Raw genomic sequence first — 24,651 nt, 5'->3', positions numbered from 1 at the left:
AGGCGCCTGTCCTCCCCCGGGCCAAGTCCACTCATCCCATGCCAGTCCCATCCCCCGCATCCCCCCGATTCTCGCCCCCGACCTCCAGCAAGGCCTGCCTCCGGTCATCGACCGGCACACGCGCGTGCTGGTGCTGGGCAGCTTTCCCGGTGCCGCGTCGCTCGCGGCGCAGCAGTACTACGCGCATCCGCGCAACCAATTCTGGCCGCTGCTGGGTGCGCTGACCGGCGAGCCGCTGCCTGACTTGCCTTACGCTGATCGGCTGGCGCGGCTGCTGGCCCACCGCATCGGCGTGTGGGATGTGCTCGGCGCCTGCGTGCGCGAGGGCAGCCTGGACTCCAATATCCGGTATCCGCAGGCCAATGATTTCGCGCGCTTGCATGCGCTGGCGCCTGAGTTGCGCCGCGTCGGTTTCAACGGCGGTACGTCGGGTCGTTTCGCCGCGCAGTTTGCGGCGGCAGGCTATGAGACGGTCGTGCTGCCCTCATCGAGCCCGGCGCATGCGGCGCGCAATTTTGAGCAGAAGCTGGCTTTGTGGCGCGGGCTGCTGTCATAAGCGCTGATATTCGTGCCGGCGGGTAAGCCGTCGGCTGGGCTGACGCATAGCTCGTTCTCAAGAGAAACTCCCCCTATACGTGCCATTGATAGAGTGGCGTCGCGGGACATCGCCTTCATGTCTATAGAAAGACTATCCCTCATTGGTCGGATTCCAGGGGTTTCTCGTGCAATCAACGCACCCAATCTAATCGAAGCATGATGCGCCTTCAGGGTTGCGAGATAGGGTTGCGGAGTCTTTTCATACCGCATGGCAGGTGAGCACATAACACTATCAAGTAGTTCGGGCGGTAATTCCGGCTTTTGGACTGTGGCGCTGGCGTACTCCGGCGCATACAGAGTTCAGGTCAAAGACTGCCGAACTGCGGCCGTCAGTCTTCGTGCGCGCGTCGTGGTAGCACCCACAGCATTGCACTCACAGCCTCCGCTTGGTTTCGAGAATGCGTCTTCTCGTAAATGGCCCGCAGTTGCGTACGGACGGTGGCAAGTGAAACGCCGATGCTCGCCGCACATTCGTCAGGTGTCTTGCCGCTGACGAGTGCCTCCGCCACCGCAGCTTCCGCTTTTGACAAGCCAAACGCTTGCCGTAACTGTTGGGCGACAACCAGCGCGCCTGCGCTTCGCCGCCGCACGGTCACCATGACGGTTGCCTCGCCAAAGGCCGAGCGCATGGCCAGCGCGGGAAGGTACGCGATGTTGAGAAAGAACGCATGTGTTGCGCTCATTGCGCCTTGCAGGGCCAGGCTCTCACCCTTCCTGCTCTTGGCGACGCGTGCGATGGCCGCTTGCAGCGCGTCGTTCTCGGCGGCAACCGCGGCAGTCAGGCACCCATGCAGCAGCTTCAGGCAGGCGCTCGCGTGCAGCATGGATTCGGCAACCTGATTGGCAAAGACGACGCGGGAGCGCTCGTCCAACGCCAAGACGGCAAGATCCAGCTCTTCCAGCAGTTCGGAGCCGACCGCGGCATCGCGATGCAGAATCTGCGCGTCCTGCCAGAGATTGATGGAGCGCTGCAGATGCCCGGTCATGCTGGCCGCAGTGGCGCGCTCTTCGGGCGAATAGGGCGTTCTGCCATATGAACGCAGCATGCCCAGCAGAATGTCGTTGCCGCCGGGGCGCGCTAGGCGCACGCCCATCAGGTAACGCACGCCCATCGGAATCTGGTAGTCCTGAAAGAATTCGCTGCGCGCGACGTCTTCGTCGGAGAGAAAGTCCTGGCAGGAAATCAACTCCCCAACGCCAGCGTTCCCGACCACGCTGCGGCGTGGATCGAGCGCGCCGTAATACTGGTCGTATAGCGCAATCTGGGTATCCGGTAACCCGGCCGAATAGGTCGAAAGGTGTGGCGCATTGCGTGCAGCATCCCAACTGAACATGTGGAAGTAATTGGCGCCGAACGTTGTGATGACTTGCTGGAACACATCCAGGAAGCTGTGGTGGCGCAGCGCGGCCTCATAGAGGTCCCCGATAAGCTGGTCTCTCAGCAATTGCTTTCCTCCCAAAAAGCACTGCAATTTAATTGTGGCGTATTCGACCTAGAACTTCACGGGCCAGGCCAGAACCATCTCTTTTTTGTCAATCTGTCACAGCTTTTCTGCAGGCAGCACCGCGACAATCCCTGAATTTCATCTATCTGAATGATGACGGGCGAGATGGGCTTCCGGAAAATCCGAGCCACTAACTAGAACGGGTCAGGGAGGAAAAAATGAAGCTCAAACCTATTGCGATCAGCTTTGTGGCGCTTTCGTTGGCCGCCTGCGGAGGCGGCGGGGATTCCGCGTCCACATCGGGCGGAACGGCCACGCAAACGCCGGCGGCGCAGACCGTCAGCGGTGTGGTCGCCACCGGTCTGCCTTTGTCTGGTGCCGCGGTCAATATGACCTGCGCATCAGGTTCCGGAGCGGCAACGACGGCCACGGACGGCAGTTATTCGGTCACGATCAAGGGTGGAAGCCTGCCCTGCGTGTTGACCGCCACCAGCAGCGACAGCAAGGTCGTCTTGCACTCCGTGGTGTCAGGTTCCGGGTCGGGCAGCAGCAATGCAACCGCGCATATCACGCCGCTTACCGAACTGCTGGTCGCCCAGCTGAGCGGGCAAGATCCAGTCCAATTTGCGTCAGCCTTTGGTCCGACCACGGTAGTGAGCGCTACAGCGGTCAGCAGCGCCCAATCGGCCCTGGTTTCGGTGCTCAAGAACGCCGGGGTCGATCCTTCAAGCGTCGGCGACTTTATCGGCGGCACGATCACCGCAGGCAGCCATCAGGGCTATGACGCCATTCTGGATACCCTGCAATCCACGATCACGAGCGCTGGCACGAGTTTGGGCGAATTGAGCACTGCTATTGCCAACAGCACCGGCAGCACCACCGCCGCTGCCTCGACCCTCGCCACCATTCTGGCGCCGGCGAACCCGGATTGCACGGCGCTGAAGAGCGGCGATCACCGCCTGATCAAGCTGTCCGATGGGTCTGCGAAACTGGTGACGGTGGATGCGACGAAATTGACCGTCGCCATGAGCGGCACGACCTATCAGCTCACCAAAGGCGCGACGAGCTGCGATTTCACTTTGAACTATACGGGCTCGACACGCTTGCTCGTTGCCAAATCCGGGCTCGCGACCTGGACAAACGGGACCGGCACGACGGGTTCGGTTTCGCTCTCGATGCCGGCGCAGACCATGGACCCGAGTATCATCAATGGGGCCTACAACTACGCCATCTTCAATGGCCCATCTCAAAATCAGTTTGGTACCCATAATTATTCAAATGGAGTCGCCTCGGCGGCCACCAACTGCACTGGCTACAGTAGCTGCGCAGTCGATACCGTCACGCCCTATGGGCATCTGGTCGCCACTTCCGATGGCGGCGCGAATTGGGTGGATGATGGCAGCCAGCACAGCAACGGATTTCACGCATTCGGGTTCAGAAATGCACAAGGGAAAGTCCTTTGGATAGCGACCGTGTTGGACGCGGGGGAGGCGTGGGCGTCTTTGTTCCGCAGACGACACTGCCCCTGCCCGCGGTTGGCACGACAAGCGCCTTCTGGCAAAGCTATGTCTACAACAGCACTGGCCTGAGCGCGGTCACCGAAGATAGTCACACCATTACCGCGCAGAATGGGGCCACCGTCACGCGCACTTTTGCCGACCAGCATACGGACGTACTCAGCTTCAACGATCCGTTCAACGGGATGCGTCACCGTGCCGCCAATGCCTGCACGACTACAGCCGGTGCGGCAACGACCTGCAAGTCAGTGCTGCAACTGCCACTGGGCGGCATGACGCTGGCCTGGTTTGGTTCCGCAAGCACGTATGGCGTTTCGATTTCGGTGAACAAGCCGGGCAGCAACTAGACACCTTGTACCTGATGTCTGGGATGTATAGCACTGGCCTGTAATGGGCCAGTGCTAACTCCTGTCGATTCTGTGTAACTATCATAGGTCGCGAGGTTGGCACCGCTGGTTTGGCGGTGCGCAGCATATTGACGCCCTGTTCGGCCTCTTTGCGGGCCGAGTCAACACGCACTTCGATGTCGATCAGCAGATTGCGCGGGTACGAATAGAAGCGTGGTGGCACTTCGGTCGGCTTCCGTGATGATCCACATTTTTTCCCGAGCGATTCGGTACGACGGAAGGATGTGAGCGCCGTGCGATCAGCGGAATGCCATCCTCTTCAACGACGCTGCGCCTCTGTTTCGGTGGCAAAGGGTTCGCCGGGTTCTCGCCGAACACGTTGCAGCGGCTTTTTCATAGGCTGTACGCGCAAGCAACCCTTCAAGGCGCTTCCAGGCATTCTGATCGGAGCACGTTCGCTACCACGAGATTGAGGAGGGTGTTGACATCAAAGCGGTTTCGACACTTATGGGTCATGCGTCGATTGCCATGACAGCACAGTACGTTGAAGACAACTCGGTAAGATTGAAGCAGATCAGTGCCGACCTGTTGTAAGCGGGAGGTAACCACGCTACCAAGCCTTCACGCCGGCTTACGCACCCCAGTCGGCGGAACGAGGCCTATCCGAACGTAAGCAAGGTTGTCGTCCTTTAGCACATAGACTATCGTGGGAGCACGAGACAATCCCATAAGAATCCGGAACTCGGGGGATCGCGATCATGCTCAGAGCCAACATCAAGGTGGTTATGCGGATGAGCTTATTGGGCCTTCTGCTTTCGGGACTTCTGGTTGCCGCTTGCTCTACAACGGCTCCTGTCCAGGTGCTCAGCGTCGCACCGACCGATAATGCAGGTGTGTCGAATACGCTTTTGTCAGCAATTGATCTGGCGGATGAGGTGCATCTTTCGGGCTACCAACTTCGGGCGAGAGCGGTCACCATCGCCCCGGGCGGTCACACTGCGGCGCACACCCATGTAGGCCGCCCAACGCAGGAGTATATCGCGCAAGGCACCGTGATCGAGGTACGCAACGGGACGCCGATCGAACACCACGCGGGCGACATCGCCCAAGGTGTGAACGGTGTTCACCATTGGTGGGAAAACCACGGCAGTGTCCCTGTCGTGCTGATTCCCGTGGATATCGCCAAGCCATAGGGCACTACACCCGCCGCGACGGATTGCCGGTGCCCGCGAACCAGATCAGTGCGCGCGTGAACAACTACTCGCATCTTTTCACACGCCGCGATGGATCAATCGATCTGCGAAGCCGATCACAAAGGCATTCATGACGGCCTCGGTCGATCAGCGACACCACATGCACGACAAAGGCCGAACTCGGGTACGTCCCGCTACATGTGAGAGTCGACCATGGGCGCGATGCAACGAACGCATCATGCCGGACGGCCGCAAACGCAACTCCGTGCATTTTAGTATCATCGACGCCGAGTGGCCGGACGTGAAGGTGATGTTGCAGCGCAAGCTCGAGCGATAGTCCGGGCGCCCAAGGCAGTTGTTCTGTTCGCAGTCATTTCGGTGAGGGTTCCCATGCCACGCTCAGACTGGACCCGCGAAGCGATTCGCAAGATCGAAGCCGACTTCAACCGTTCCGCCGATACGCACCTGATCCCGCTGGACCTGCCGGGCTATCCGCGCATCCGCTTCTATTTCAAGGATGAATCCAGTCATCCGACCGGCAGCCTGAAACATCGCCTGGCGAGATCGCTGTTTCTCTACGCGCTTTGCAATGGCTGGCTGAACGAGAGAGGCACGGTAGTGGAGGCGTCCAGCGGCTCGACGGCCATCTCCGAAGCCTACTTTGCCAGGCTGCTCGGCTTGCCCTTTGTGGCTGTGATTCCGGCGGGCACTTCAAGGGCGAAAATCGAGGCGATCGAGTTCTATGGCGGGCGCTGCCACCTGGTTGGCAATCCATCGGACATCTATACGGAATCGCATCGTATTGCGGTGGAAGCCGGGGGCCATTTCATGGACCAGTTCACCTATGCGGAGCGTGCTACCGACTGGCGCGCCAACAACAATATCGCCGAGTCGATCTTCAAGCAGATGGCTGACGAGGAACATCCGGTTCCGACGTGGCTCGTTGCCAGCGGCGGTACCGGTGGCACCGTCGCAACCTTGGGCCGTTATGTAGCCTACAGTCGACACAGAACCCGCATTCTTTGCGCCGACCCGGAGAACTCCGTATTTTTTGACTATTTCAAAAGCACGCTGACGGGCCAGCCGGACAGCGGCCTGAGCCTGGATGTCGGATCGAGGATCGAGGGCATTGGCCGCCCGCGTGTCGAACGCTCCTTTATTCCGACGTGTATCGATGCGATGCTCAAGGTGCCCGATGCCTTGTCCTTTGCCGCGATGCGCTATCTGGCCGGGCGCTTCGGGCGTCGCGTGGGCGGCTCGACAGGCACCAATTTCGTCGGTGTGCTGTATCTGGCCGAGCGGATGACGGCGGCGGGTGAGGAGGGGCTATCGTCAGCCTGCTGTGCGATAGCGGCGAACGCTACAGCCACACCTACTACGACGACGCGTGGTACCAGGCGCAGGGAATCCCGGTCGCGCAGCCTGATGCCCTGATCGCCCGTGCAGTGAATGGCGAGCCGATGCTGACGCAGCAGGCGCTTGCTGGACTGGAGGCTGCCGGGGCTGGGATTCAGGGGGCTACGTAGCCCCGGGGCAGCACGAGCAGGCGCCGTGGCGCGCGCATCTTCGGCAACAGCGACCGGAGCAGCGATGGTGCCCCGGCCGCCAGTTCTTCCGCGTCACAACGCCAGCGCCGCCATCTCGCCATAGGCCCGGTTCAGCCAGACCTTGACGCGCTGCCGCTCCAGCATGCCGAGCCCGGTGGCGGCGCGATCCGGATGATTGACCGCGGCCCAGAAGCTGGTGCTTTGCTGGTCGATCTTCTGCATCGTCGTATCGGGCAGGTGGCGCAGCGTCATCACGCTGGCGCCCAGCGCTTCGGCGCGGGCGCGTTCGCCCGAGGCCTCCAGGATTTCAAAGCGATCGCCGCGGACTTCATTGAGGACCAGCACCAGCTTGATGCGGCCGCCGAACTGGTCGAGCCACTGGCGCAGCAGGTCGACGGAATCGCGGCCCGCATCCATGACGTGCCACCAGGTGAGCGTCAGGCCATGCTCTTCGGCCAGCGCCAGCACGTCGGCATCTTCCATCCATTTCGCGAGTGAGTGCTGCGTCTGGGCCGCGAGGTCGACCAGGATGCGCCGCTGCGGGTCTTCCACGGCGTGCTCGATAATCGGGTCCAGGCTATCGTGCTTGTCCAGCACGGCGGGCGCGGCAAAGTCGGCATAGAAGCGCAGCAGCGCACCATGCGACTTGTCGGTATCGAAACCCAGGAACGGCATGCTCCGGTCGATAAAATGCTGGGCTAGCAGGCGGGCGACGAGCGATTTGCCGACGCCGCCTTTTTCACCACCGATGAAGTGGATGTAGCTCATATCTGCGGATCCTTTGTCGTGGAGGGCCTGGATGAAGGGGCGTCTCGGGTTTTGGTAAGGTAAGCGCGGAAGGTCAGCCCGGAAGGTAAGCGCAAAACAACCTTACCGTAAAAGGCATTTGTGACAGTAGCAAGTAGCATGCCGCATCAGGCACGCCGCCCACTTCTGTCACAATCGCGGCCATGCATGCCGGTGGAGAGTCCGCCGGCCAACGCTTTGCAGGATAGATAGACAATGCCGTATCTAGGAATTGGTTTTCACGTCATCATCGCGGTGTTCTTCGCCGTGCACGCGGTGCGCACCCAGCAGAACATGTACTGGCTGCTGATCCTGTTCGCCTTCCCGGGCCTGGGCAGCGTGGTGTATTTCTTTGCCATCTACCTGCCCGGCCTGCGCCAGACGCGCGGCGCGCGCGCCGCCAAGCGCGCCATTGGCCAACTGGTCGACCCCAACCGCGCGGTGCGCGAGGCGCGCGACGCGTTCGACCGCGCGCCCACCGTCGATCACCGCATGCGCCTGGGCGCCGCCTTGCTCGAGGCCGGCGAGCCCAAGGCCGCGCTGGAACACTATGAAGCCGCTGCCAGCGGGCCGTTTGCCACCGACCCGGCGCTGCTGCTGGGGCTGGCGCGCGCGCAGTTCGCCACCGGCGGCCATGCCGCTGCCGTGGCTGCGCTGGAGCGGCTGTTCGCCTCCCAGCCCCAGGCCCGCCAGCAAGCGGACCCTGCCTTGTTGTACGCCCGCGCGCTGGCCGCGTCGGATGCGCCCGGCACGCAGGCCGCATTCGAACAGGCGCTGACCTGTGCCAGCGATGCCGCCGCGCGCTGCCTGTTTGCCGACTGGCTGACGACACGCGGGGAGCCTGCCGACCGCGATCGCGCTCACGCGCTTTACGCGGAAATCGTGCACGACGGCAAGCACTGGCCGCGCCACGCCCGCGAGCACAACCGGGAGTGGCTGCAGCGTGCCCAGGGCGCGCTCGGCAAAGCCTGATCCCGGATCGACCCGAACCGACTTACGTGCCGCCCAGGCGGGCGGCACGCCTATACGTATTCTTTCTGACCACCATGACTCTTCTCAAACGCAAATCGATTGAAGCCGTGGCCTCGCGCCGTCCTGCGCGCGGCACGCGCAGCCCAGAGGACGCACGCGGCGCACGAGGCGCGCAAGCCGCGCAGCGCGAGGAAAAGCGCATGACTCCGCGTTTCGCGCCGGTGACCTTTTCTGAAATGGAAGGCGTGCGCTACCTGCATTTCGGCACCGAATGGGTGCAGGGCGCCATGCGTCTGCGCAAGCCTGATGCCATCGAACTGGAGTACGCACAGCAGATGATGGCGTGGCTGCTGTTCTTGTCGCCGTCGGCACCGGATTTCCACGTGACGCAGCTGGGCCTGGGCGCGGCCGCGCTGACCAAGTTCTGCCATCGCCAGTTCAACCGCGCGCGTGTGACTGCCGTGGAGCTGAATCCTTCGGTGATCGTGGCCGGGCGCAGCATGTTCGGCCTGCGCGAGGATGACGAACGCCTTACCGTGCGTGAGCAGGATGCCTGGGATTACGTGATGGACGGCGCGCACACCGGCGCCCTCGATGTCCTGCAGGTCGATCTCTATGACGCCACCGCACGCGGACCAGTGCTGGACACCACCGCCTTCTACAAGGCCTGCCGCCGCGTGCTGAAGGCGCCGGGCGTGATGACCATCAACCTGTTCGGCGACCACGACAGCTTTCCCAAGAACATCGTGCGGATCTGCGAGGCATTCGATAACCGCGTGCTGGTGTTTCCCGAGGTGCATGACGGCAATGTCATTGCCCTGGCTTTCAACGGGCCGGCGATCGATGTGTCGTGGGATGTACTGGAGGTGCGCGCCAAGGTGGTGGAGGACACCACCGGCTTGCCGGCGCGCGACTGGGTGAAGAAATTGCGGGCGGCGAACGCAAACCAGGAAGACGGCTTGCGGATCTGATTCAAGCGGCCAGGTAGCGAAGGGCGCCGGGTTCAAAGCCCGGCGCCGCATCGCGAGACGCCTCTTACTGCTTGTGGAAGAACTGCGCCAGCGACCATTCGTCGGTGCGGGCTTCGTACTTCAGGTCCTTGCGCATCGCCCACATCGCCAGCTGGCTGTGCGAGGGGATGATGGCGTGATCGGCCAGCGCGAACTTGGCTGCGGTCCGTGCGTTCTCCTCGCGCGTTTTGTCGCTGGTCACCGTGGTCAGCGATTTCTCGATTAGCTGGTCAAGCTGGGTATTGCTGTATTTGCCCCAGTTCCACGTGCCGTATCCCGTCTTGGGATTCGGCGTGCCGGTGATCGAGCGCAGCGCCACGTCGGCCGCTGCCGAGCCCCAGCCCAGCATCTCGAATGCGAAGTCGCCCTGGCGCGCGCGGGTGAAGTACGCCGCTACCGGCAGCGTCTCCACCTTGGTCTGGATACCGATGCGCGTGAGCATGCTGGCGGTGGCCTGTGCCACGGCGGCATCGTTCAGGTAGCGGTTGTTGGTGGCGTGCAGCGTCAGGCCGAAGCCATCCGGATAGCCCGCCGCGGCCAGCAGCTTCTTGGCGCCTTCGGGGTCGTAGGCATCGGGTTTGGTGCCGGGATGGCCGAAGATCTGCGGCGAGACGATCGACGAGGCCGGCACGGCCAAGCCTTCCATGATGCGGCTGACAATGGCGTCGCGGTTGAGTGCCTTGCTGATGGCGGCGCGCACGCGTACGTCCTTGAACGGGTTCTTGCCCAGCGGCTTGCCGGCTTTGTCGGTGACGAAGGGCGGGTTGTCGCGCGACTGGTCCATCTGCCAGAAGATGGTGCGCCACGAGACCTGCTGCTCGATGCGGAACTTGGGGTTCTGCTTGAGCTTGGCCACGTCGGCGGACGGCACGCTTTCGATCACGTCGACGTCGCCGGACAGCAGCGCCGCGCTGCGCGCGCCGTTGTCCGTGATGATGCGGAAGATCGCGCGATCCCATTCCGGCTTCGGGCCCCAGTAGTCGGGGTTCTTCGCCATCACGATTTCCTGCCCGCGCGCGAAGCGCACGAACTTGAACGGGCCGGTGCCGATCATCGCCTTGCCCGAATCGAAGTCCGCCTGGCTTAGCGTGGCCGCTACTTTCTTCGGCATGATCGGCACGCTGTTCAGGTCGTTGGCCAGGTTGGCGTAATTCGGCACGCTCATGGTCAGGCGCACGGTCAGCGGGTCGGGCGTGTCGATGCGCGCGATGGGCTTGGTGTAGCTGGTGAAGGAGCCCGGGCTGTTGGTGAGCTTGTCGGGGCGCTCGAGCGAGGTCTTGACGTCTTCGCTGGTGAACGGCGTGCCGTCATGCCATTTCACGTTGGGACGCAGCTTGATTTCCCAGGTGATGGCGTTGACCGGCTTCCATGACAGCGCCAGGCCGGGGATGAAGCGGGCGTTCTTGTCCATGAACACCAGCGACTCGAAGATATGCAGCGCGATGGCATTGTTGGGCCCGGCGTTGTTCCACTGCGGATCCATCGAGGTCACATCGGCGGACAGGCCGATGCGCAGGTCTTCGGCCTGCGCCGCACCGGCGGGCAACAGCATCAGCGCGGCGCTGCCGAGCGCGAGCGCGGCGCCGGCCTGCAGCAGCGCGCGGCGCGGCATCATGGTGGTGAGGCTGGAGGGGTGGCGTGTGCGGCGTGTGGCGGTCATCGGGATGCGTTCCTCGTACGGGCCGTCGCCAGGATGGGATGGCGGCGGCGGGTTCTCAGATGGGGTGGCGGGCCACGCTTGGCCGGCCCGCTTGCCACCCCGGTTGCACGCATTGTGCCGTCAAAACGACATCTGCGTGCGACATCGACGTCATATCCTTATGCTCGCCGCAGTGGATGGCATTTGTCCATGGCTGTTGCCAAAACCGCAAGCCCGGGCGATCCCGCATCGATCGGCAGCCGGGTAGAATCCCGCCCATGTTCGCCAACTCCCGCACCATCACCTCGGCCCAGGCCGATGTCCACGACCATCTCGCGGCGCGCGTGGCCCGCCACCTGGCCGAGCCCTTTCGCAAGCCCATCGGCGAGCCGAGCCGGCGCGCGCTGGATCTTGCATTGCAGCAATGGCAGCAGGCCGGGGCGGCCCCGTTGATCCTGGATGCCGGCTGTGGCGTGGGGGAGAGCACCTTGCGCCTGGCCACGGCGTTCCCCGGGCACTTTGTGATCGGCGTGGATCAGTCGGAAAAGCGGCTGACCGGGGGCAAGAATTGGTGGGACGGCCCGATGCCGGCCAATTTCGCCTGGGCGCGTGCGGACCTGGTCGACGTCTGGCGGATGCTGCAGGCGGATCGCGTCGCCGTGGATCGCCATTACGTGCTGTATCCCAACCCCTGGCCCAAGATCGGCCACCTGGGGCGGCGCTGGCAGGGGCATGCGGTGTTTCCGGCGCTGGCTGCGTGCGGCGCTTACCTGGAGTGCCGCAGCAACTGGCAGGTCTATATCGATGAGTTCGCCCAGGCGCTGGCGCTGGTTGGCCGGCCGGCACAGGTCGAGCTGTGGCAGCCAGCCGAGGCCATCACGCCGTTCGAGCGCAAGTACGCGGCGTCCGGCCATGCGCTGTGGCGCTGCGTCAGCCCGCCTTGCGCCGGCTGAATGAAAAACGGCCCGCGCAAGGCGGGCCGTCGGTCAGGCAGGGCGAAGCAACGCAGCGCTTGGTGGAACACGCCTAGTGGAACAGTGGCTGCTGCGTGGGTGCGTCTTCCGGCAGTTCGGCGTGCACGATCTCGCCCGAGCGGTCGGCGTAAAGCGGCGTGCCGCAGTCTTCGCAATACTCGGGGTCGAACAGCGCGGCGTGGCGGAAGATGTCTTCCACGCCGGCGTTGCGCAGTTCTTCGCAGATCTGCTCCAGCGGGTTGTCCTTCTCGCTGGCGTCGATCTCGCCGGACTCGCGGCCGTACACCGGCCACACGATGCCGTAGATCACATCCTTCTCGCCGCGCATGGTGAAGCCCACGCGGTATTCCTCGACTTCTTCCTCGCCAAAGGCCGCCACCACGGCCGCCATCTGGCCGGCGGGCACGTCCAGCGTGCCGCACAGGTAGTTGACGGCGGCGCGCACGGTCAGCGGGCGGATGCTCTTGTCGGATTCGCGGCAGGACAGGAAGAAGGCGTCCGGCAGCAGCAGGTCGAACTCGCAGCCGGGCATCAGCAGCGCGATCGAGGGCTGCACCTGCGTGCGCCATTGCTCCAGGCACACGCTGCGCTCGGCGTGGTGCTCCTTGGCGTCTTCCTGCCAGCGGAACAGGGCTTGCTCGTGCGGCGCCACCACCACGGCCAGCAGGTAGCGCGGATCGGCCAGGATCGGCGCGGTTTCCGGCAGGTCGCGCAGGTCGACCTTGGGCGTGGTGCCGGCCATGGCGGCCGATACCAGCTTGTAGGTCAGGGCAAAGGTGTCGCTGTGCGTGCGCGGCAGCTGGTCGATGCTGTACAGGTAGGGCGACAGCGCCATCTTGGTGTTGGCCGCCAGCACATGCGCCTGCATGTGCACGGCCAGCGTCTGCGTCAGCTCGGGCTTGAGCGCGCCGGACGGGATGGCGTAGCGAGTGTGGGCCAGGATGGGCGCGGCGATCAGCAGGGCGTCATAGCTGACGCCGTCGATTTCGACGGTAGCCGATTCGGCCAGGGTCTCGGCTTGCTCGGCAAGCACGTCGGAGGCGTCGGCGTTGTGCTTGAACAGGTGTTCGAGCGCTGCGTCGAGCGCGGACTGGCTGCCGTTCTTCAGGAGCCGGCCCAGGCGCTGCGATAGACGCCGCTCCCAGTAGCCATCTTCCATGCGGCTGCCCGAGGCATCGAGCGCAAGCGCATCGGCCACCAGACGCTCGGCGTCAGGCGAAAGACGTTGGGAAGCCTTGGGGCGAAAACCTGCCATAAGTCGAAATCATCCGTTTTTCGGTAAAACGGTATTCTACTCGCTGCGTTGACAAAAAAGCCGCCAGGCGCCGGGCGGCTGTATTGCATTGCGTCAGGCCGGTCCGCGCAGCAGCGGATCCGCCAGGGTTTTACTTCTGCGCGGGCGCTTGCGCAGCCTCCGGCGGGTGGGTTTCCACGCCGTGCTGCTCGCCGCCCATCGAAATGTCGCCGCCCTTGGACAGCATATACAGTGCCGCGCCGGCAATGACGACGAATGCGATGAAAATCTTTGCCATGGTGTCTCCTGTGCGTTTCTGGCGGGGCTGGCCGACATGGCTGTCCCGCGCAAGGCGTTTTCTTTGTGGATGCAGGCCAGTTTGGCAGGGCAGGCTTGCGTGGAACTTACACTGGCCAACACCTGGGGTAAGCCCGGTACAAGCGACGGCTGAAGCGCTTTAGGGCCAGCGCGGACGGCGCCCCAAAGAAAAACGCCGCTGGCCATGGCCTCCGATAGAGGCACACAGCCAGCGGCGTCACCCTTGGCCCCGAAGGGCCCAGGGCTTGCCGGTCAGGCGGCCAGCAACTGACGCAGCACGAACGGCAGGATGCCGCCGTGGTTGTAGTAGTCGACCTCGATCGGGGTGTCGATGCGCAGCAGCACCTGCACGCGCTGCACGTCGCCGTTGGCGCGGTTGATCACCAGCGTCACATCCTGCTGCGGCTTCAGCTCGCCTTCGATGCCTTCGATGTCGAAGGTCTCGTCGCCGGTGATGCCGAGCGTCTGCACGCTGTCGCTGCCCTTGAACTGCAGGGGCAGCACGCCCATGCCGACCAGGTTGGAGCGGTGGATGCGCTCGAAGCTGCGCGTGATGACGGCTTTCACGCCGAGCAGCTGGGTGCCCTTGGCCGCCCAGTCGCGCGACGAGCCCGTGCCGTACTCCTCGCCGCCGAACACCACGGTGGGCGTGCCTTCAGCGATGTACTTCATGGCGGCGTCGTAGATCGACATTTCTTCGCCGGAAGGCTGGTGCAGCGTGACGCCGCCTTCCACGCGCGAGCCGTCGGCCTTGACCGGCAGCATCAGGTTCTTGATGCGCACATTGGCAAAGGTGCCGCGCATCATGACCTCATGGTTGCCGCGGCGCGAGCCGTAGCTGTTGAAGTCCGCCTTGAGCACGCCGTTGGCCAGCAGGTACTTGCCCGCGGGCGACGATTCCTTGATCGAGCCGGCCGGCGAGATGTGGTCGGTGGTCACGGAGTCGCCGAATACGCCCAGTGCGCGCGCGTTGCGCACGCTCGACTGGGTGGCGGCCGGCTCCATGCCGAAGTCCTCGAAGAAGGGCGGCTCGGCGATATAGGTGGACTTGGGCCAGTCGTAGACCTGGCCCTTGGTGCCCTTGACCTGGGACCACAGCTTGCTCGGCTTCTTGACCTGCTCGTAGTTGGTCTTGAACACCTTCGAGTCCATCGCGTACTTCATCAGCGCGTGGATCTCTTCCGAGGTCGGCCAGATGTCGCCCAGGTAGATCTCGCGGCCGCCCTTGCCCGTGCCCACCGGCTCGGTCATCAGGTCGCGCGTGACGTTGCCGGCGATGGCGTAGGCCACCACCAGCGGCGGCGAGGCCAGGAAGTTGGCGCGGATGTTCGGGTGGATGCGCGCTTCGAAGTTGCGGTTGCCCGACAGCACGGCGGCGGCCACCAGGTCGTTCTTGGTGATCGCCTCGTTCAGTTCCGGCGTCAGGTCGCCGGCGTTGCCGATGCAGGTGGTGCAGCCGTAGGCGGTCACGCCAAAGCCCAGCTTTTCCAGGTACGGCAGCAGGCCGGCGGCTTGCAGGTATTCCGTCACCACGCGGCTGCCAGGGGCGAGCGACGTCTTGATGTGCGGCGCCACCGTGAGGCCGGCTTCCACCGCCTTCTTGGCCAGCAGGCCGGCTGCCAGCAGCACGCTCGGGTTGGAGGTGTTGGTGCAGGACGTGATGGCGGCGATCAGCACGTCGCCGCTCTTCACGTTCAAGCCGTCGGTCGTGGTGTAGGTCTTGTCGAGTTCCGCGATGTCCTTGTTGAAGCCGTTCTCGGCGGTCGGCTTGGCGAACAGCGAGGCAAAGGTGGACTTGACGTTGCCGATCTCGATGCGGTCCTGCGGGCGCTTGGGGCCGGCGAGCGACGGCGCCACGGAGCCAAGGTCGAGGGTCACCACATTGGTGTAGTCGATCTCGCCGGCCTTGGGCACGCCGAACATCTTCTGGGCGCGGAAGTAGCCTTCGAAGGCGGCGATTTCTTCTTCGGTGCGGCCGGTGCCCTTGAAGTAATCGATGGTTTTCTCGTCGACCGGGAAGAAGCCCATGGTGGCGCCGTATTCCGGTGCCATGTTGCCGATGGTGGCGCGGTCCGGCAATGCCAGGCTGGCCGTGCCTTCGCCGAAGAACTCGACGAACTTGCCGACGACCTTCTCGCGGCGCAGCATTTCGGTGATGGTGAGCACCAGGTCGGTCGCCGTCACGCCTTCGCGCAGGCGGCCCTTCAGTTCCACGCCAACCACGTCGGGCGTCAGGAAATAGACCGGCTGGCCCAGCATGCCGGCTTCCGCCTCGATGCCGCCCACGCCCCAGCCCACCACGCCGATGCCGTTGATCATGGTGGTGTGGCTGTCGGTGCCGACCAGGGTGTCAGGGTAGTACACGCCGTCCTTCTTGTGCACGCCGCGGGCCAGGTACTCCAGGTTCACCTGGTGCACGATGCCGAAACCCGGCTGCACCACGCCAAAGGTATCGAAGGCTTGCATGCCCCACTTCATGAACTGGTAGCGCTCATTGTTGCGCTGGAATTCCAGTTTCATGTTCAGGTCCAGCGCGTTCTTCTCGCGGAAGTGGTCGATCTGCACCGAGTGGTCGACCACCAGGTCCACGGGAACCAGCGGCTCGATCTTCTTCGGGTTCTGGCCCATTTTCTCGGCCACGTTACGCATGGCGGCCAGGTCGGCCAGCAAGGGCACGCCGGTGAAATCCTGCAGCACCACGCGCGCGACCACGAACGGGATCTCGTCGACACGGTCGGCGACGGGCTTCCAGTGGGCGAGCTGCCTGACGTGCTCCTCGGTGACCTTCTTGCCGTCGCAGTTGCGCAGCACGGATTCCAGCACGACGCGGATCGATACCGGCAGGCGTTCGACAGCCACGCCTAGTGCCTTGCCCAGTTGCGGCAGGGAGTAGAACTGGCCCTTGCCGGACGGGCCGATCTTGAATTCTTTCAGAGTCTTATTGAGATTGTGGGGCATTGCCTTACTCCAATCGAAGGATGGTGCGGACTTGCTTGGACTCGTAAATCGTCTATCGCCGCCGGCTGCCGGTGAAGCAGGACTGCCGCGCGGCGCGCGGCGCGGGTTGCGCGCCGTGTTCATGGCTACTGCTTTTCTTGCTCATTGATCTTGCAGGACTGCTTTGCTGCTGAATCCCTAAACCAAGGTACGTGCCGCGTGGATTTTAGGCCAAGCCGGCAGACCCCGTCAGCCCCCGATGGCCTTGCTGCGCGCGAATTGCCCCTGTTTTTTCTCAGATGACTCAAATCACTCAGATTACGTAGAGGTCGACATACTCATTGACCGGCATGGCCTCCAGGCGGGCCTGGTCCAGCGACACGGCCAGGATCGCTTGCTGCTGCTTGGCCGGGAAACGGCGGGCCAGGTTGGTCTTGAACTTCTCCACCAGCAGCGGGATGCCCTCATCGCGCCGGCGCTTGTGGCCGAGCGGATATTCCACCACGACTTCGGGCAGCACCGTGCCGTCGTTCAGTTCCACGGTCAGCGCATTGGCGATCGAGCGCTTTTCCGGGTCGTGGTAGTCGGCGGTGAACTGTGGGTCTTCCACGCACACGATCTTGTCGCGCAGGGCGTCGATGCGCGGGTCCGCCGCGACCTTGTCTTCATAGTCCTCGGCGGTCAGCCGACCGAACAGCAGCGGCACCGCCACCATGTACTGGATGCAATGGTCGCGGTCGGCGGGGTTGGCCAGCGGGCCTTTCTTGTCGATGATGCGGATGCAGGCCTCGTGGGTACGAATGGTGACCTGCCTGATATCCGCTGCCGCCTTGCCCGAGGCGGCCAGTTGGCCGTGCAGGGTCATGGCGGCTTCCACCGCGGTCTGCGAGTGGAATTCGGCCGGGAAGGCGATCTTGAACAGCACGTTCTCCATCACGTAGGTGCCATACGGGCGCTGGAACCGGAAGGGCTGGCCCTTGAACAGCACGTCGTAGAAGCCCCAGCCCTTGGCGCTCAGCACCGACGGATAGCCCATCTCGCCGGTCCTGGCGATCAGCGCCAGGCGTACCGCGCGGCTGGTGGCGTCGCCGGCAGCCCAGCTCTTGCGGCTGCCGGTGTTGGGGGCGTGCCGGTAGGTGCGCAGCGATTGCCCGTCGACCCAGGCGAGGGACACCGCGTTGAGGATTTCGTCCCTGGCCAGGCCAAGCATCTGCGCAACCACGGCGGTGGAGGCCACCTTGACCAGCACCACGTGGTCCAGGCCGACCTTGTTGAAGGAGTTTTCCAGTGCGATGCAGCCCTGGATCTCATGGGCCTTGATCATGCCCGTGAGCACGTCCTTCATGGTCAGCGGCTTGCGCCCGGCGGCCACGTTATTGCGCGAGAGCCAGTCGGCGGTGGCGAGGATGCCGCCTAGGTTGTCGGACGGGTGGCCCCATTCGGCGGCCAGCCAGGTGTCGTTGAAATCGAGCCAGCGGATCATGGCGCCGATATTGAAGGCGGCCTGGATCGGGTCGAGCTGGAATTGGGTGCCGGGCACCTTGGCACCGTTGGGGACCACCGTGCCGGGCACGATCGGGCCCAGCAGCTTGGTGCAGGCCGGGTATGACAGGGCTTCGAGGCCGCAGCCGAGCGTGTCGATCAGGCAGTTGCGGGCCGTGTCGTAGGCAAGCGCGCTCTTGACCTGGTACCTGGAGACGTAGTCGACGATGTCGACCAGTACCGTGTCCGGTTCGGGGCGGACGTTCGAAATATGCGCGGACATGGGATTCCCTCGGATATTTGTGCTTCCTGGTGCCCATGGGGCCGTGGGCAGACGATGTCTGGCCACGGCCCCTTGCTACTGCAAGGGTTACTGCTTACTGCTTGGGGGCGGCGGGTGCCTGGGGCGCATCGGCTGCCGGGGCCGACGGGGCAACCAGCAGAGGGGTGGCGACCGGAGCGCGCAGCGCGCCAGCCTGGGTCGGGGCCGAGCCGCCAGCCTGCATGTCGGCGGTCTGGCATTCGTCGGCAAGGCGTTGGCCGGCGTTCTTGTTGAACAGCATGGCCTTGCTCGGGATCACAACCAGGTCCAGGCCGGAGCGCTGGTCGAAATAGCGGTCGGCACCGGTGACGGTGGACAGGCGCGGCAGGCGGTATTCCTTGCCCTCCCAGTTCACGGTGATGACTTCATCGCGCCGCATGTTGCCGCCGATGTACAGGACATGGCCCAGTTCGCATTGCCATTTTTCGCCACTCGGGACGGCCGCGGGTTCTGCGGCGGCAGTCTTCTTGGTGCTCTTCTTGGCAGGCGCCTTCTTGGCGGGAGCGGCCTTCTTGGCCGGTTCCTGGGCCATCGCAGCACCGGCGGTGGTCAGCGTAAATGCGCCGATGCAGGCGGCGAGGACAAGATGCTTCATTCTGTGGGTTCCTTCTGGAGTTGGGTCAAAGGCGGTGGATAGCCGGGAAGGCCGGCAGTCACAAGTCCGCCGCTATTCTCTACGATTTGAAAGTCGGGGCGAAGTACCCCTACCATCGGTTACACAATTCGGTGCGGCCCCATGCCGGGCAAGGACTCCTTCACTACATGGTAGGCCGCTTTTCCAGCTATTTGCGCCTGCCGATCGGCACGAACTTCAGGTCTTCCGGCCCGGTGTAGTTCGCGCTGGGGCGGATGATCTTGTTGTCGATGCGTTGCTCGATGATGTGCGCTGCCCAGCCCGAGGTGCGCGAGATCACGAACAGCGGGGTGAACATGGCGGTCGGCACGCCCATCATGTGATAGCTCACCGCGCTGAACCAGTCGAGGTTGGCGAACATCTTCTTGCCATCCTGCATGGTGGCTTCAATGCGATCGGCAATGTCGAACATCTTCATCGAGCCGGTATCCTTGGACAGGCGGCGCGCCACTTCCTTGATCACCTGGTTGCGCGGGTCGGAAACCGTGTACACCGGGTGGCCGAAACCGATCACCACTTCCTTGTTTTCCACGCGGCGCGAGATGTCGATGTGCGCCTCGTCCGGGCTGTCGTAGCGCTTCTGGATCTCGAACGCCACTTCGTTGGCGCCGCCGTGCTTGGGGCCGCGCAGCGCGCCGATGGCGCCGCAGATCGACGAGTACATGTCCGAGCCCGTGCCGGCGATCACGCGCCCGGCGAAGGTGGAGGCGTTGAACTCGTGCTCTGCGTACAGGTTGAGCGAGGTCTGCATGGCGCGTTCCCACAGCGCCGAGGGCTTCTGGCCGTGCAGCAGGTGCAGGAAGTGCGCACCGATGGAGTCGTCGTCGGTTTCCACCTCGATGCGGCGGCCATTGTGGCTGTAGTGGTACCAGTACAGCAGCATCGAGCCCAGGCTGGCCATCAGGCGGTCGGCGATGTCGCGCGCACCGGGTGTGTTGTGGTCGTCCTTTTCCGGTAGCACGGTGCCGAGCACGGACACGCCGGTGCGCATCACGTCCATCGGGTGGGCGCTGGCGGGCACCCATTCGAGGGCGGCCTTGACGTTGGCGGGCAGGCCGCGCAGGGCCTTGAGCTTGGCCTTATAGGCGGCCAGTTCGGCGCGGGTGGGGAGCTTGCCGTGCACCAGCAGGTGGGCAATCTCCTCGAATTCGCAGGTCTCGGCGATGTCGAGGATGTCGTAGCCGCGGTAGTGCAGGTCGTTACCGGTGCGGCCGACCGTGCACAGCGCGGTATTGCCGGCGGTAACGCCAGACAGGGCGACGGACTTCTTCGGCTTCGGGGCGTTCTGCGGGACTGGCTGCTGCTCTGACATCGCGTCTCCTGTCTGGTCTCTCACCCGAGCCCAGCCCGGGTTCGATCCTGTGTTACACCGTGGTCATCGCCTGGCGCGCGCCAAGCAACGTTCATGCAAAGAAGCGTTCCAGCACGGTGCCGGGCAAATCGGCGCCGGTGGCGTGCGCCCGCTGCAGCAGCGACCAGTAATAGCGGTAGCTGGCGCGATCGTGCAACTGGCCCTGGTGGCGGATCGGCGCCCAGTTGTTCTCGTAGGCGGCAAGCAGGATTTCACTGGACGCGCCGATCTCCGCGCCGCTGGGCCGGAAGGCCGAAACGATCGGCTGGATCTGGCTCGGGTGGATGCTCCACTTGCGCAGGTAGCCGAATTCGGCCCGGGCGCGATGGGCATCGTCGCCGGCGCGGGATGGCTGCTCGATATCGGTGCTGACGTTGTGCGAGGGCACTTTGCCGTAACGGTGGCAGGCGGCCGAGATCTCCAGCATGGCGCGCCGGATCAACGGATGCTCGAACTGCTGCGGCGAGCGCATGGCCTCGCCCGGGATGGCGCCGTGGTGGGCAGAGACAAAATCCATCAGGCCGAAGCTGAGGCATTCCACCTGGACGAGACGGGCGATGTCGAACACCTGGTCCACTGCGGCATGCGTCTCTATCAACACATGGATGGGAATGTGCCGCGCGACGCCGGCGGCGCGGGCCGCCTGGTTCACGTGATCCGTGACGCGCGCGACCTCGACCACGTCGATCACCTTGGGCACCACCACATAGGCCAGCCGGGCGCCGGCGCTGCCGACCAGGATGTCGATATCGTGGCGCCAACTCGGGTGGGCCGGGTCGTGGATGCGTACGCCTACGCGGTTGAAGCGGTTCTGCTGGCTGTTGATGAGGCGCGCGCACAACTCGGCGTGATCGCGCTCCAGCCCGACGGCGGCACCGTCTTCGCAGTCGAAGGTGATATCGAAGACGGGCCCAAGCTCTTGTTGCAGGGCAAGCGATTTCAGCATCAGCTTTTCGCTGCCGGCATAGTGGTCGCAGACCGGCAACTGCGTCGGAATGGCTTCGCCCTGGAACAAGACCTCGGAAGGATGCACTTTATTCAATCGGATAGTGGTTGAGGGAGGCAAGGGCGGGGCGCCAGAATGAAAAACCGGAGCCCGCGCCGATTCGTGAATCGTTGCGAGGCTCCGGTCTAGTCATTGGCGCTACCTGGATCAGCCGAGCAGGTGCTGCACGCCGGCACGCTCTTCTTCCAGTTCCTTGAGCGTGATGTTGATCTTTTCCTGGCTGTAGGCGTCGACTTCCAGGCCCTTGACCATTTCGTACTTGCCGTTGGCGGTGGTCACCGGGAAGCCGAACATGGTGTCTTCGGGGATGCCGTACGAACCGTCCGACGGGATGCCCATGGTGACCCACTTGCCGTTCGAGCCCAGGACCCAGTCATGCACGTGGTCGATGGCAGCGTTGGCGGCCGAAGCTGCCGACGACAGGCCACGCGCCTCGATGATGGCGGCGCCGCGCTTGCCAACGGTCGGCAGGAACACGTCGTTGTTCCAGGCTTGGTCGTTGATCAGGTCCTTGACGCTCCGGCCGTCGACAGTCGCGTAGCGGTAGTCGGCGTACATGGTCGGGCTGTGGTTGCCCCAGACGAACATCTTCTCGATCGACGCGACCGGCTTGCCGGTCTTGGCGGCGATCTGCGACAGGGCACGATTGTGATCCAGGCGCAGCATGGCGGTGAAGTTCTCCTTGGGCAGGCTCGGAGCCGACTTCATCGCGATGTAGGCGTTGGTGTTGGCCGGGTTGCCGACCACCAGCACCTTGATGTCGCGGGCGGCGACTTCGTCCAGTGCCTTGCCTTGCACCGTGAAGATCTGTGCGTTGGCTTCGAGCAGGTCCTTGCGCTCCATGCCCTTGCTACGCGGACGGGCACCGACCAGCAGCGCGACGTTGGCGTCCTTGAACGCGACCTTGGGGTCGTCGGTGATCACCACGCCGGCCAGCAGCGGGAATGCGCAATCTTCCAGTTCCATCACCACGCCCTTGACGGCGGCCTGGGCTTGCGGGAGGTCGAGCAATTGGAGGATGACCGGCTGGTCTTTGCCAAGCATGTCGCCGTTGGCGATGCGGAACAGCAGGGAGTAGCCGATCTGGCCAGCGGCGCCGGTGACTGCGACGCGCATTGGGGCTTTAGCCATGAGTAATTCTCCAAACAAGAAGAGGGGAAACTGGTCGGTGGCAGGCCGGAGGGTAGTCCGGACGTCACCGGTTGCGGATTTGTCGCCACGGCGGCAAGCGGCAATCCACCGGCGCGCTGCTAGCGATACCGACTGGAGGGAGCCACAACGGGTCATGGGGTGCGACAAAGCGTAAGTCTACTGCGAAGAGGGGTGCTGCATCCAGAGCGGATGCCGGCGTGAAACCTGCGGGAGTGTAGGCCTGCACAAAACCATTGTCAATTCATATGTCTTATATAAGACATAAGACATTTGATGACGGGCTGGACGTGCTTCCTCGTTTTGTGGTGAAATTCGCTTATGTCATCCCTGCCCCCGTCCCTCGCCGGCACTGCCGTTGCTGCAGTGCAGGATAATGGCGCCGCTACGTCCGGCGCCGGGACCCAGCCGTCCGCGGCGGCGGCCTCTCCAACGTTCAGCCCGCTCTACCAGCAGATAAAGGCGCTCATTACGCAGAGCCTGCAATCCGGCGAGTGGAAGCCGGGCGACATGATTCCCAGTGAAATGGACCTGGCGGCCCGCTACAAGGTCAGCCAGGGCACGGTGCGCAAGGCCATCGATGAGCTCGCCGCCGAGAACCTGGTGGCGCGCCGCCAGGGCAAGGGCACCTTTGTCACGACGCACCACGAGGATGGCGTGAAGTTCCGCTTCCTGCGCCTGGTGCCGGACGAGGGCGAGCCCCATTATGGCTCCAGCCAGGTGCTGGAATGCAAGCGCCTGCGCGCCCCGGCCGAAATCGCACGCCTGCTCGACATCCGCACCGGCGATGGGGTGGTGCAGATCCGCCGCGTGCTGTTTTTCTCCGGCGAACCGACCGTGCTGGACGAAATCTGGCTGCTGGGCACCAACTTCAAGGGCCTGACTGCCGAGAAGCTGACCGAATGGAAGGGCCCGATGTACGCGCTGTTCGAGGCTGAATTCGGCACGCGCATGATCCGGGCGACCGAAAAAATCCGCGCGGTGGCCGCAGACCAGGCCACCGCGTCGCTGTTGTCCGTGGACGCGGGCACGCCGCTTTTGTCCGTGGAGCGCGTCTCGTTCACCTATGGCGACAGGCCCGTCGAAGTCCGCCGCGGCCTGTATGTAACCACCCGGCACTATTATCAGAACGATTTGAGCTGATACGCCGGATTGCAATCCATGCCGATTATTGCTGTTGTAGCCACGGCGGGCGCCGCTGTTGCGCAAAGCAAGGCTTATTACCTCGCGGCATGGTTGCGTGCGATTGTCGGGCACGCCATGTTGGTGCGCGATAGCTGAAAATTATTGGTGCGCCGCGCAACAAAGGCGCTAAAATTATCGGGATTTGCTCCGGCTGCATCCATTTGCATCCAGGGCGCTCAGTAGTTTCGTTTTTGTTTACCGCAAAATGGGGTCTCGCATGGCTGAAGCCAAACAAGCCAGGCCGGAGTTCAGGAACATCCATGTGACGCAGCTGGCGCGTTACAGGTTGCCCTGGGCCGGCAAGGTGTCCATCCTGCATCGTGCAAGCGGTGCTCTGATGTTCCTCCTCCTTCCTTTCGTCCTGTATCTCTTCGAGCAGAGCGTCACTTCCGAACTGAGCTTCGCAAAGTTCTCGGCGCTTCTGTCCGGCGGCTTCGTCAAGCTGGTTCTGCTGGCACTGATCTGGGGTTACCTGCACCACTTCTGCGCCGGCATCCGTTTCCTGCTGCTCGACGTGCACGTTGGCGTGACCAAGCCCGCTTCGGCCAAGTCCGCTGTTGCCGTGCTGATCATCAGCCTGTTGCTCACCGCTGTGTTCGGCCTGAAGCTGTTCGGCCTGTTCTGAGGAGAGTGTCAACGTGGCAAATAATAATATCGGTCCCAAGCGTCTAGTCGTCGGTGCGCACTACGGTCTCAAAGACTGGCTCGCGCAGCGCGTCACCGCAGTCATCATGGTGGTCTTCACCATCGTGCTGGCAGTCGCCTTCCTGCTCTCGAACGGCGCTTCCTACGAAGCGTGGGCAGGTCTCTTCTCCAACCAGTGGATGAAGATCATCACGTTCCTCACCATCCTGTCGCTGCTGTATCACGCCTGGATTGGCGTGCGCGACATCTGGATGGACTATGTGAAGCCGATGGCCGTGCGCCTCGTGCTGCAAGTTCTTACGATTCTGTGGCTCGTCGGTTGTGCGGGCTACGCAGCTCAGATTCTCTGGAGGGTGTAATA

Annotated in this window: 21 protein-coding genes and 2 pseudogenes; 12 read left to right on the top strand and 11 right to left on the bottom strand. The window is 63.5% G+C overall.

From position 1 onward, the window contains the following. Nucleotides 1-67: 67 nt before the first annotated feature. A complete protein-coding gene (locus tag OMK73_RS21430) occupies nucleotides 68-556 on the top strand; it encodes a DNA-deoxyinosine glycosylase (RefSeq protein ID WP_420715667.1) in 489 nt (162 codons plus the stop codon). 370 nt (nucleotides 557-926) lie between these two features. On the opposite strand, the gene OMK73_RS21425 is transcribed toward OMK73_RS21430, so the two are convergent. Continuing rightward, complete coding sequence (locus OMK73_RS21425) at nucleotides 927-2,042, bottom strand: helix-turn-helix transcriptional regulator (RefSeq protein WP_267603845.1); 1,116 nt, start codon at nucleotides 2,040-2,042, stop codon at nucleotides 927-929. 218 nt (nucleotides 2,043-2,260) lie between these two features. On the opposite strand from OMK73_RS21425, the gene OMK73_RS21420 reads away from it, so the two are divergent. The 5 genes and pseudogenes from OMK73_RS21420 (at nucleotide 2,261) to OMK73_RS21400 (ending at nucleotide 6,625) form a co-directional block, all read left to right on the top strand. After that, on the top strand, nucleotides 2,261-3,631 hold the full coding sequence (locus OMK73_RS21420; RefSeq protein ID WP_267603844.1) for a hypothetical protein: 1,371 nt from the start codon (nucleotides 2,261-2,263) through the stop codon (nucleotides 3,629-3,631). Nucleotides 3,632-3,744: 113 nt separating this feature from the next. Then, nucleotides 3,745-3,906, top strand: coding sequence for a hypothetical protein (locus OMK73_RS21415; protein WP_267603843.1), 162 nt, complete (start codon nucleotides 3,745-3,747; stop codon nucleotides 3,904-3,906). A 758-nt stretch (nucleotides 3,907-4,664) separates the two neighbouring features. After that, nucleotides 4,665-5,099 (top strand): hypothetical protein, encoded by a 435-nt coding sequence (locus tag OMK73_RS21410; RefSeq protein ID WP_267603842.1) that lies wholly within the window; start codon nucleotides 4,665-4,667, stop codon nucleotides 5,097-5,099. A gap of 226 nt (nucleotides 5,100-5,325) precedes the next feature. Next, a pseudogene (locus tag OMK73_RS21405) lies at nucleotides 5,326-5,436 on the top strand (GNAT family N-acetyltransferase); the annotation flags it as partial. A 53-nt stretch (nucleotides 5,437-5,489) separates the two neighbouring features. After that, a pseudogene (locus tag OMK73_RS21400) lies at nucleotides 5,490-6,625 on the top strand (PLP-dependent cysteine synthase family protein). 93 nt (nucleotides 6,626-6,718) lie between these two features. Here the strand turns inward: OMK73_RS21400 and OMK73_RS21395 are convergent. Further along, nucleotides 6,719-7,414 (bottom strand): mobilization protein, encoded by a 696-nt coding sequence (locus tag OMK73_RS21395; RefSeq protein ID WP_267603841.1) that lies wholly within the window; start codon nucleotides 7,412-7,414, stop codon nucleotides 6,719-6,721. A gap of 234 nt (nucleotides 7,415-7,648) precedes the next feature. On the opposite strand from OMK73_RS21395, the gene OMK73_RS21390 reads away from it, so the two are divergent. Both OMK73_RS21390 and OMK73_RS21385 read left to right on the top strand, forming a co-directional pair. Then, nucleotides 7,649-8,404, top strand: a complete 756-nt coding sequence (locus OMK73_RS21390) for a tetratricopeptide repeat protein (protein WP_267603840.1) — start codon at nucleotides 7,649-7,651, stop codon at nucleotides 8,402-8,404. A 74-nt stretch (nucleotides 8,405-8,478) separates the two neighbouring features. After that, nucleotides 8,479-9,375 carry a spermidine synthase gene (locus OMK73_RS21385; protein WP_267603839.1) on the top strand — a complete coding sequence of 299 codons (897 nt, stop codon included), beginning with the start codon at nucleotides 8,479-8,481 and terminating at the stop codon, nucleotides 9,373-9,375. A gap of 64 nt (nucleotides 9,376-9,439) precedes the next feature. On the opposite strand, the gene OMK73_RS21380 is transcribed toward OMK73_RS21385, so the two are convergent. Next, nucleotides 9,440-11,074, bottom strand: coding sequence for an ABC transporter substrate-binding protein (locus tag OMK73_RS21380; RefSeq protein ID WP_267603838.1), 1,635 nt, complete (start codon nucleotides 11,072-11,074; stop codon nucleotides 9,440-9,442). Between the two features lie 257 nt (nucleotides 11,075-11,331). Here OMK73_RS21380 and trmB point away from each other — a divergent pair, with 257 nt between their 5' ends. Next, a complete protein-coding gene (trmB, locus tag OMK73_RS21375) occupies nucleotides 11,332-12,006 on the top strand; it encodes a tRNA (guanine(46)-N(7))-methyltransferase TrmB (protein ID WP_267603837.1) in 675 nt (224 codons plus the stop codon). Between the two features lie 73 nt (nucleotides 12,007-12,079). Here the strand turns inward: trmB and OMK73_RS21370 are convergent, their stop codons facing one another. The 8 genes from OMK73_RS21370 to OMK73_RS21335 form a co-directional block, all read right to left on the bottom strand. Further along, the gene (locus tag OMK73_RS21370) at nucleotides 12,080-13,282 is read right to left on the bottom strand and encodes a DUF2863 family protein (RefSeq protein ID WP_267603836.1); all 1,203 of its coding nucleotides are present in this window, start codon (nucleotides 13,280-13,282) and stop codon (nucleotides 12,080-12,082) included. Between the two features lie 130 nt (nucleotides 13,283-13,412). After that, nucleotides 13,413-13,559: a hypothetical protein gene (locus OMK73_RS21365; protein ID WP_267603835.1), complete on the bottom strand. Its 147-nt coding sequence runs from the start codon at nucleotides 13,557-13,559 to the stop codon at nucleotides 13,413-13,415. Nucleotides 13,560-13,831: 272 nt separating this feature from the next. Beyond that, nucleotides 13,832-16,537, bottom strand: coding sequence for an aconitate hydratase AcnA (acnA, locus tag OMK73_RS21360; RefSeq protein WP_267603834.1), 2,706 nt, complete (start codon nucleotides 16,535-16,537; stop codon nucleotides 13,832-13,834). Nucleotides 16,538-16,829: 292 nt separating this feature from the next. Next, entirely contained in the window at nucleotides 16,830-18,281 is a 1,452-nt protein-coding gene (locus OMK73_RS21355; protein WP_267603833.1) for a bifunctional 2-methylcitrate dehydratase/aconitate hydratase, read from the bottom strand. A 94-nt stretch (nucleotides 18,282-18,375) separates the two neighbouring features. Further along, nucleotides 18,376-18,915 carry a hypothetical protein gene (locus OMK73_RS21350; protein WP_267603832.1) on the bottom strand — a complete coding sequence of 180 codons (540 nt, stop codon included), beginning with the start codon at nucleotides 18,913-18,915 and terminating at the stop codon, nucleotides 18,376-18,378. A gap of 187 nt (nucleotides 18,916-19,102) precedes the next feature. Then, on the bottom strand, nucleotides 19,103-20,266 hold the full coding sequence (gene prpC, locus OMK73_RS21345; RefSeq protein WP_267603831.1) for a bifunctional 2-methylcitrate synthase/citrate synthase: 1,164 nt from the start codon (nucleotides 20,264-20,266) through the stop codon (nucleotides 19,103-19,105). Between the two features lie 91 nt (nucleotides 20,267-20,357). Continuing rightward, nucleotides 20,358-21,338 carry an HpcH/HpaI aldolase/citrate lyase family protein gene (locus OMK73_RS21340; RefSeq protein WP_267606459.1) on the bottom strand — a complete coding sequence of 327 codons (981 nt, stop codon included), beginning with the start codon at nucleotides 21,336-21,338 and terminating at the stop codon, nucleotides 20,358-20,360. A gap of 120 nt (nucleotides 21,339-21,458) precedes the next feature. Next, nucleotides 21,459-22,442: a malate dehydrogenase gene (locus OMK73_RS21335; protein ID WP_267603830.1), complete on the bottom strand. Its 984-nt coding sequence runs from the start codon at nucleotides 22,440-22,442 to the stop codon at nucleotides 21,459-21,461. Nucleotides 22,443-22,781: 339 nt separating this feature from the next. Between OMK73_RS21335 and OMK73_RS21330 the strand changes: the two genes are divergently transcribed. The 3 genes from OMK73_RS21330 (at nucleotide 22,782) to sdhD (ending at nucleotide 24,649) form a co-directional block, all read left to right on the top strand. Next, nucleotides 22,782-23,603, top strand: a complete 822-nt coding sequence (locus OMK73_RS21330) for a GntR family transcriptional regulator (protein WP_267603829.1) — start codon at nucleotides 22,782-22,784, stop codon at nucleotides 23,601-23,603. A 259-nt stretch (nucleotides 23,604-23,862) separates the two neighbouring features. Then, nucleotides 23,863-24,270 (top strand): succinate dehydrogenase, cytochrome b556 subunit, encoded by a 408-nt coding sequence (gene sdhC, locus OMK73_RS21325; protein WP_150993516.1) that lies wholly within the window; start codon nucleotides 23,863-23,865, stop codon nucleotides 24,268-24,270. 13 nt (nucleotides 24,271-24,283) lie between these two features. Beyond that, entirely contained in the window at nucleotides 24,284-24,649 is a 366-nt protein-coding gene (sdhD, locus tag OMK73_RS21320; RefSeq protein ID WP_043348033.1) for a succinate dehydrogenase, hydrophobic membrane anchor protein, read from the top strand. The last annotated feature ends 2 nt before the right edge of the window (nucleotides 24,650-24,651 follow it).

Origin of the sequence: Cupriavidus sp. D39 (assembly GCF_026627925.1) — a bacterium.
Classification (GTDB): domain Bacteria; phylum Pseudomonadota; class Gammaproteobacteria; order Burkholderiales; family Burkholderiaceae; genus Cupriavidus; species Cupriavidus ulmosensis.
Note: the sequence above shows the minus strand (reverse complement) of the source record. Positions and strands in the feature narration are given on the sequence as shown.

What these genes read in the sequence shown, in the direction of transcription:
- OMK73_RS21420 (WP_267603844.1), top strand. Translation starts at nt 2,261, where the DNA reads ATGAAGCTCAAACCTATTGCGATCAGCTTTGTGGCGCTTTCGTTGGCC.
- OMK73_RS21415 (WP_267603843.1), top strand. Translation starts at nt 3,745, where the DNA reads ATGCGTCACCGTGCCGCCAATGCCTGCACGACTACAGCCGGTGCGGCA.
- OMK73_RS21410 (WP_267603842.1), top strand. Translation starts at nt 4,665, where the DNA reads ATGCTCAGAGCCAACATCAAGGTGGTTATGCGGATGAGCTTATTGGGC.
- OMK73_RS21395 (WP_267603841.1), bottom strand. Translation starts at nt 7,414, where the DNA reads ATGAGCTACATCCACTTCATCGGTGGTGAAAAAGGCGGCGTCGGCAAA.
- OMK73_RS21390 (WP_267603840.1), top strand. Translation starts at nt 7,649, where the DNA reads ATGCCGTATCTAGGAATTGGTTTTCACGTCATCATCGCGGTGTTCTTC.
- OMK73_RS21385 (WP_267603839.1), top strand. Translation starts at nt 8,479, where the DNA reads ATGACTCTTCTCAAACGCAAATCGATTGAAGCCGTGGCCTCGCGCCGT.
- OMK73_RS21380 (WP_267603838.1), bottom strand. Translation starts at nt 11,074, where the DNA reads ATGACCGCCACACGCCGCACACGCCACCCCTCCAGCCTCACCACCATG.
- trmB (WP_267603837.1), top strand. Translation starts at nt 11,332, where the DNA reads ATGTTCGCCAACTCCCGCACCATCACCTCGGCCCAGGCCGATGTCCAC.
- OMK73_RS21370 (WP_267603836.1), bottom strand. Translation starts at nt 13,282, where the DNA reads ATGGCAGGTTTTCGCCCCAAGGCTTCCCAACGTCTTTCGCCTGACGCC.
- OMK73_RS21365 (WP_267603835.1), bottom strand. Translation starts at nt 13,559, where the DNA reads ATGGCAAAGATTTTCATCGCATTCGTCGTCATTGCCGGCGCGGCACTG.
- acnA (WP_267603834.1), bottom strand. Translation starts at nt 16,537, where the DNA reads ATGCCCCACAATCTCAATAAGACTCTGAAAGAATTCAAGATCGGCCCG.
- OMK73_RS21355 (WP_267603833.1), bottom strand. Translation starts at nt 18,281, where the DNA reads ATGTCCGCGCATATTTCGAACGTCCGCCCCGAACCGGACACGGTACTG.
- OMK73_RS21350 (WP_267603832.1), bottom strand. Translation starts at nt 18,915, where the DNA reads ATGAAGCATCTTGTCCTCGCCGCCTGCATCGGCGCATTTACGCTGACC.
- prpC (WP_267603831.1), bottom strand. Translation starts at nt 20,266, where the DNA reads ATGTCAGAGCAGCAGCCAGTCCCGCAGAACGCCCCGAAGCCGAAGAAG.
- OMK73_RS21335 (WP_267603830.1), bottom strand. Translation starts at nt 22,442, where the DNA reads ATGGCTAAAGCCCCAATGCGCGTCGCAGTCACCGGCGCCGCTGGCCAG.
- OMK73_RS21330 (WP_267603829.1), top strand. Translation starts at nt 22,782, where the DNA reads ATGTCATCCCTGCCCCCGTCCCTCGCCGGCACTGCCGTTGCTGCAGTG.
- sdhC (WP_150993516.1), top strand. Translation starts at nt 23,863, where the DNA reads ATGGCTGAAGCCAAACAAGCCAGGCCGGAGTTCAGGAACATCCATGTG.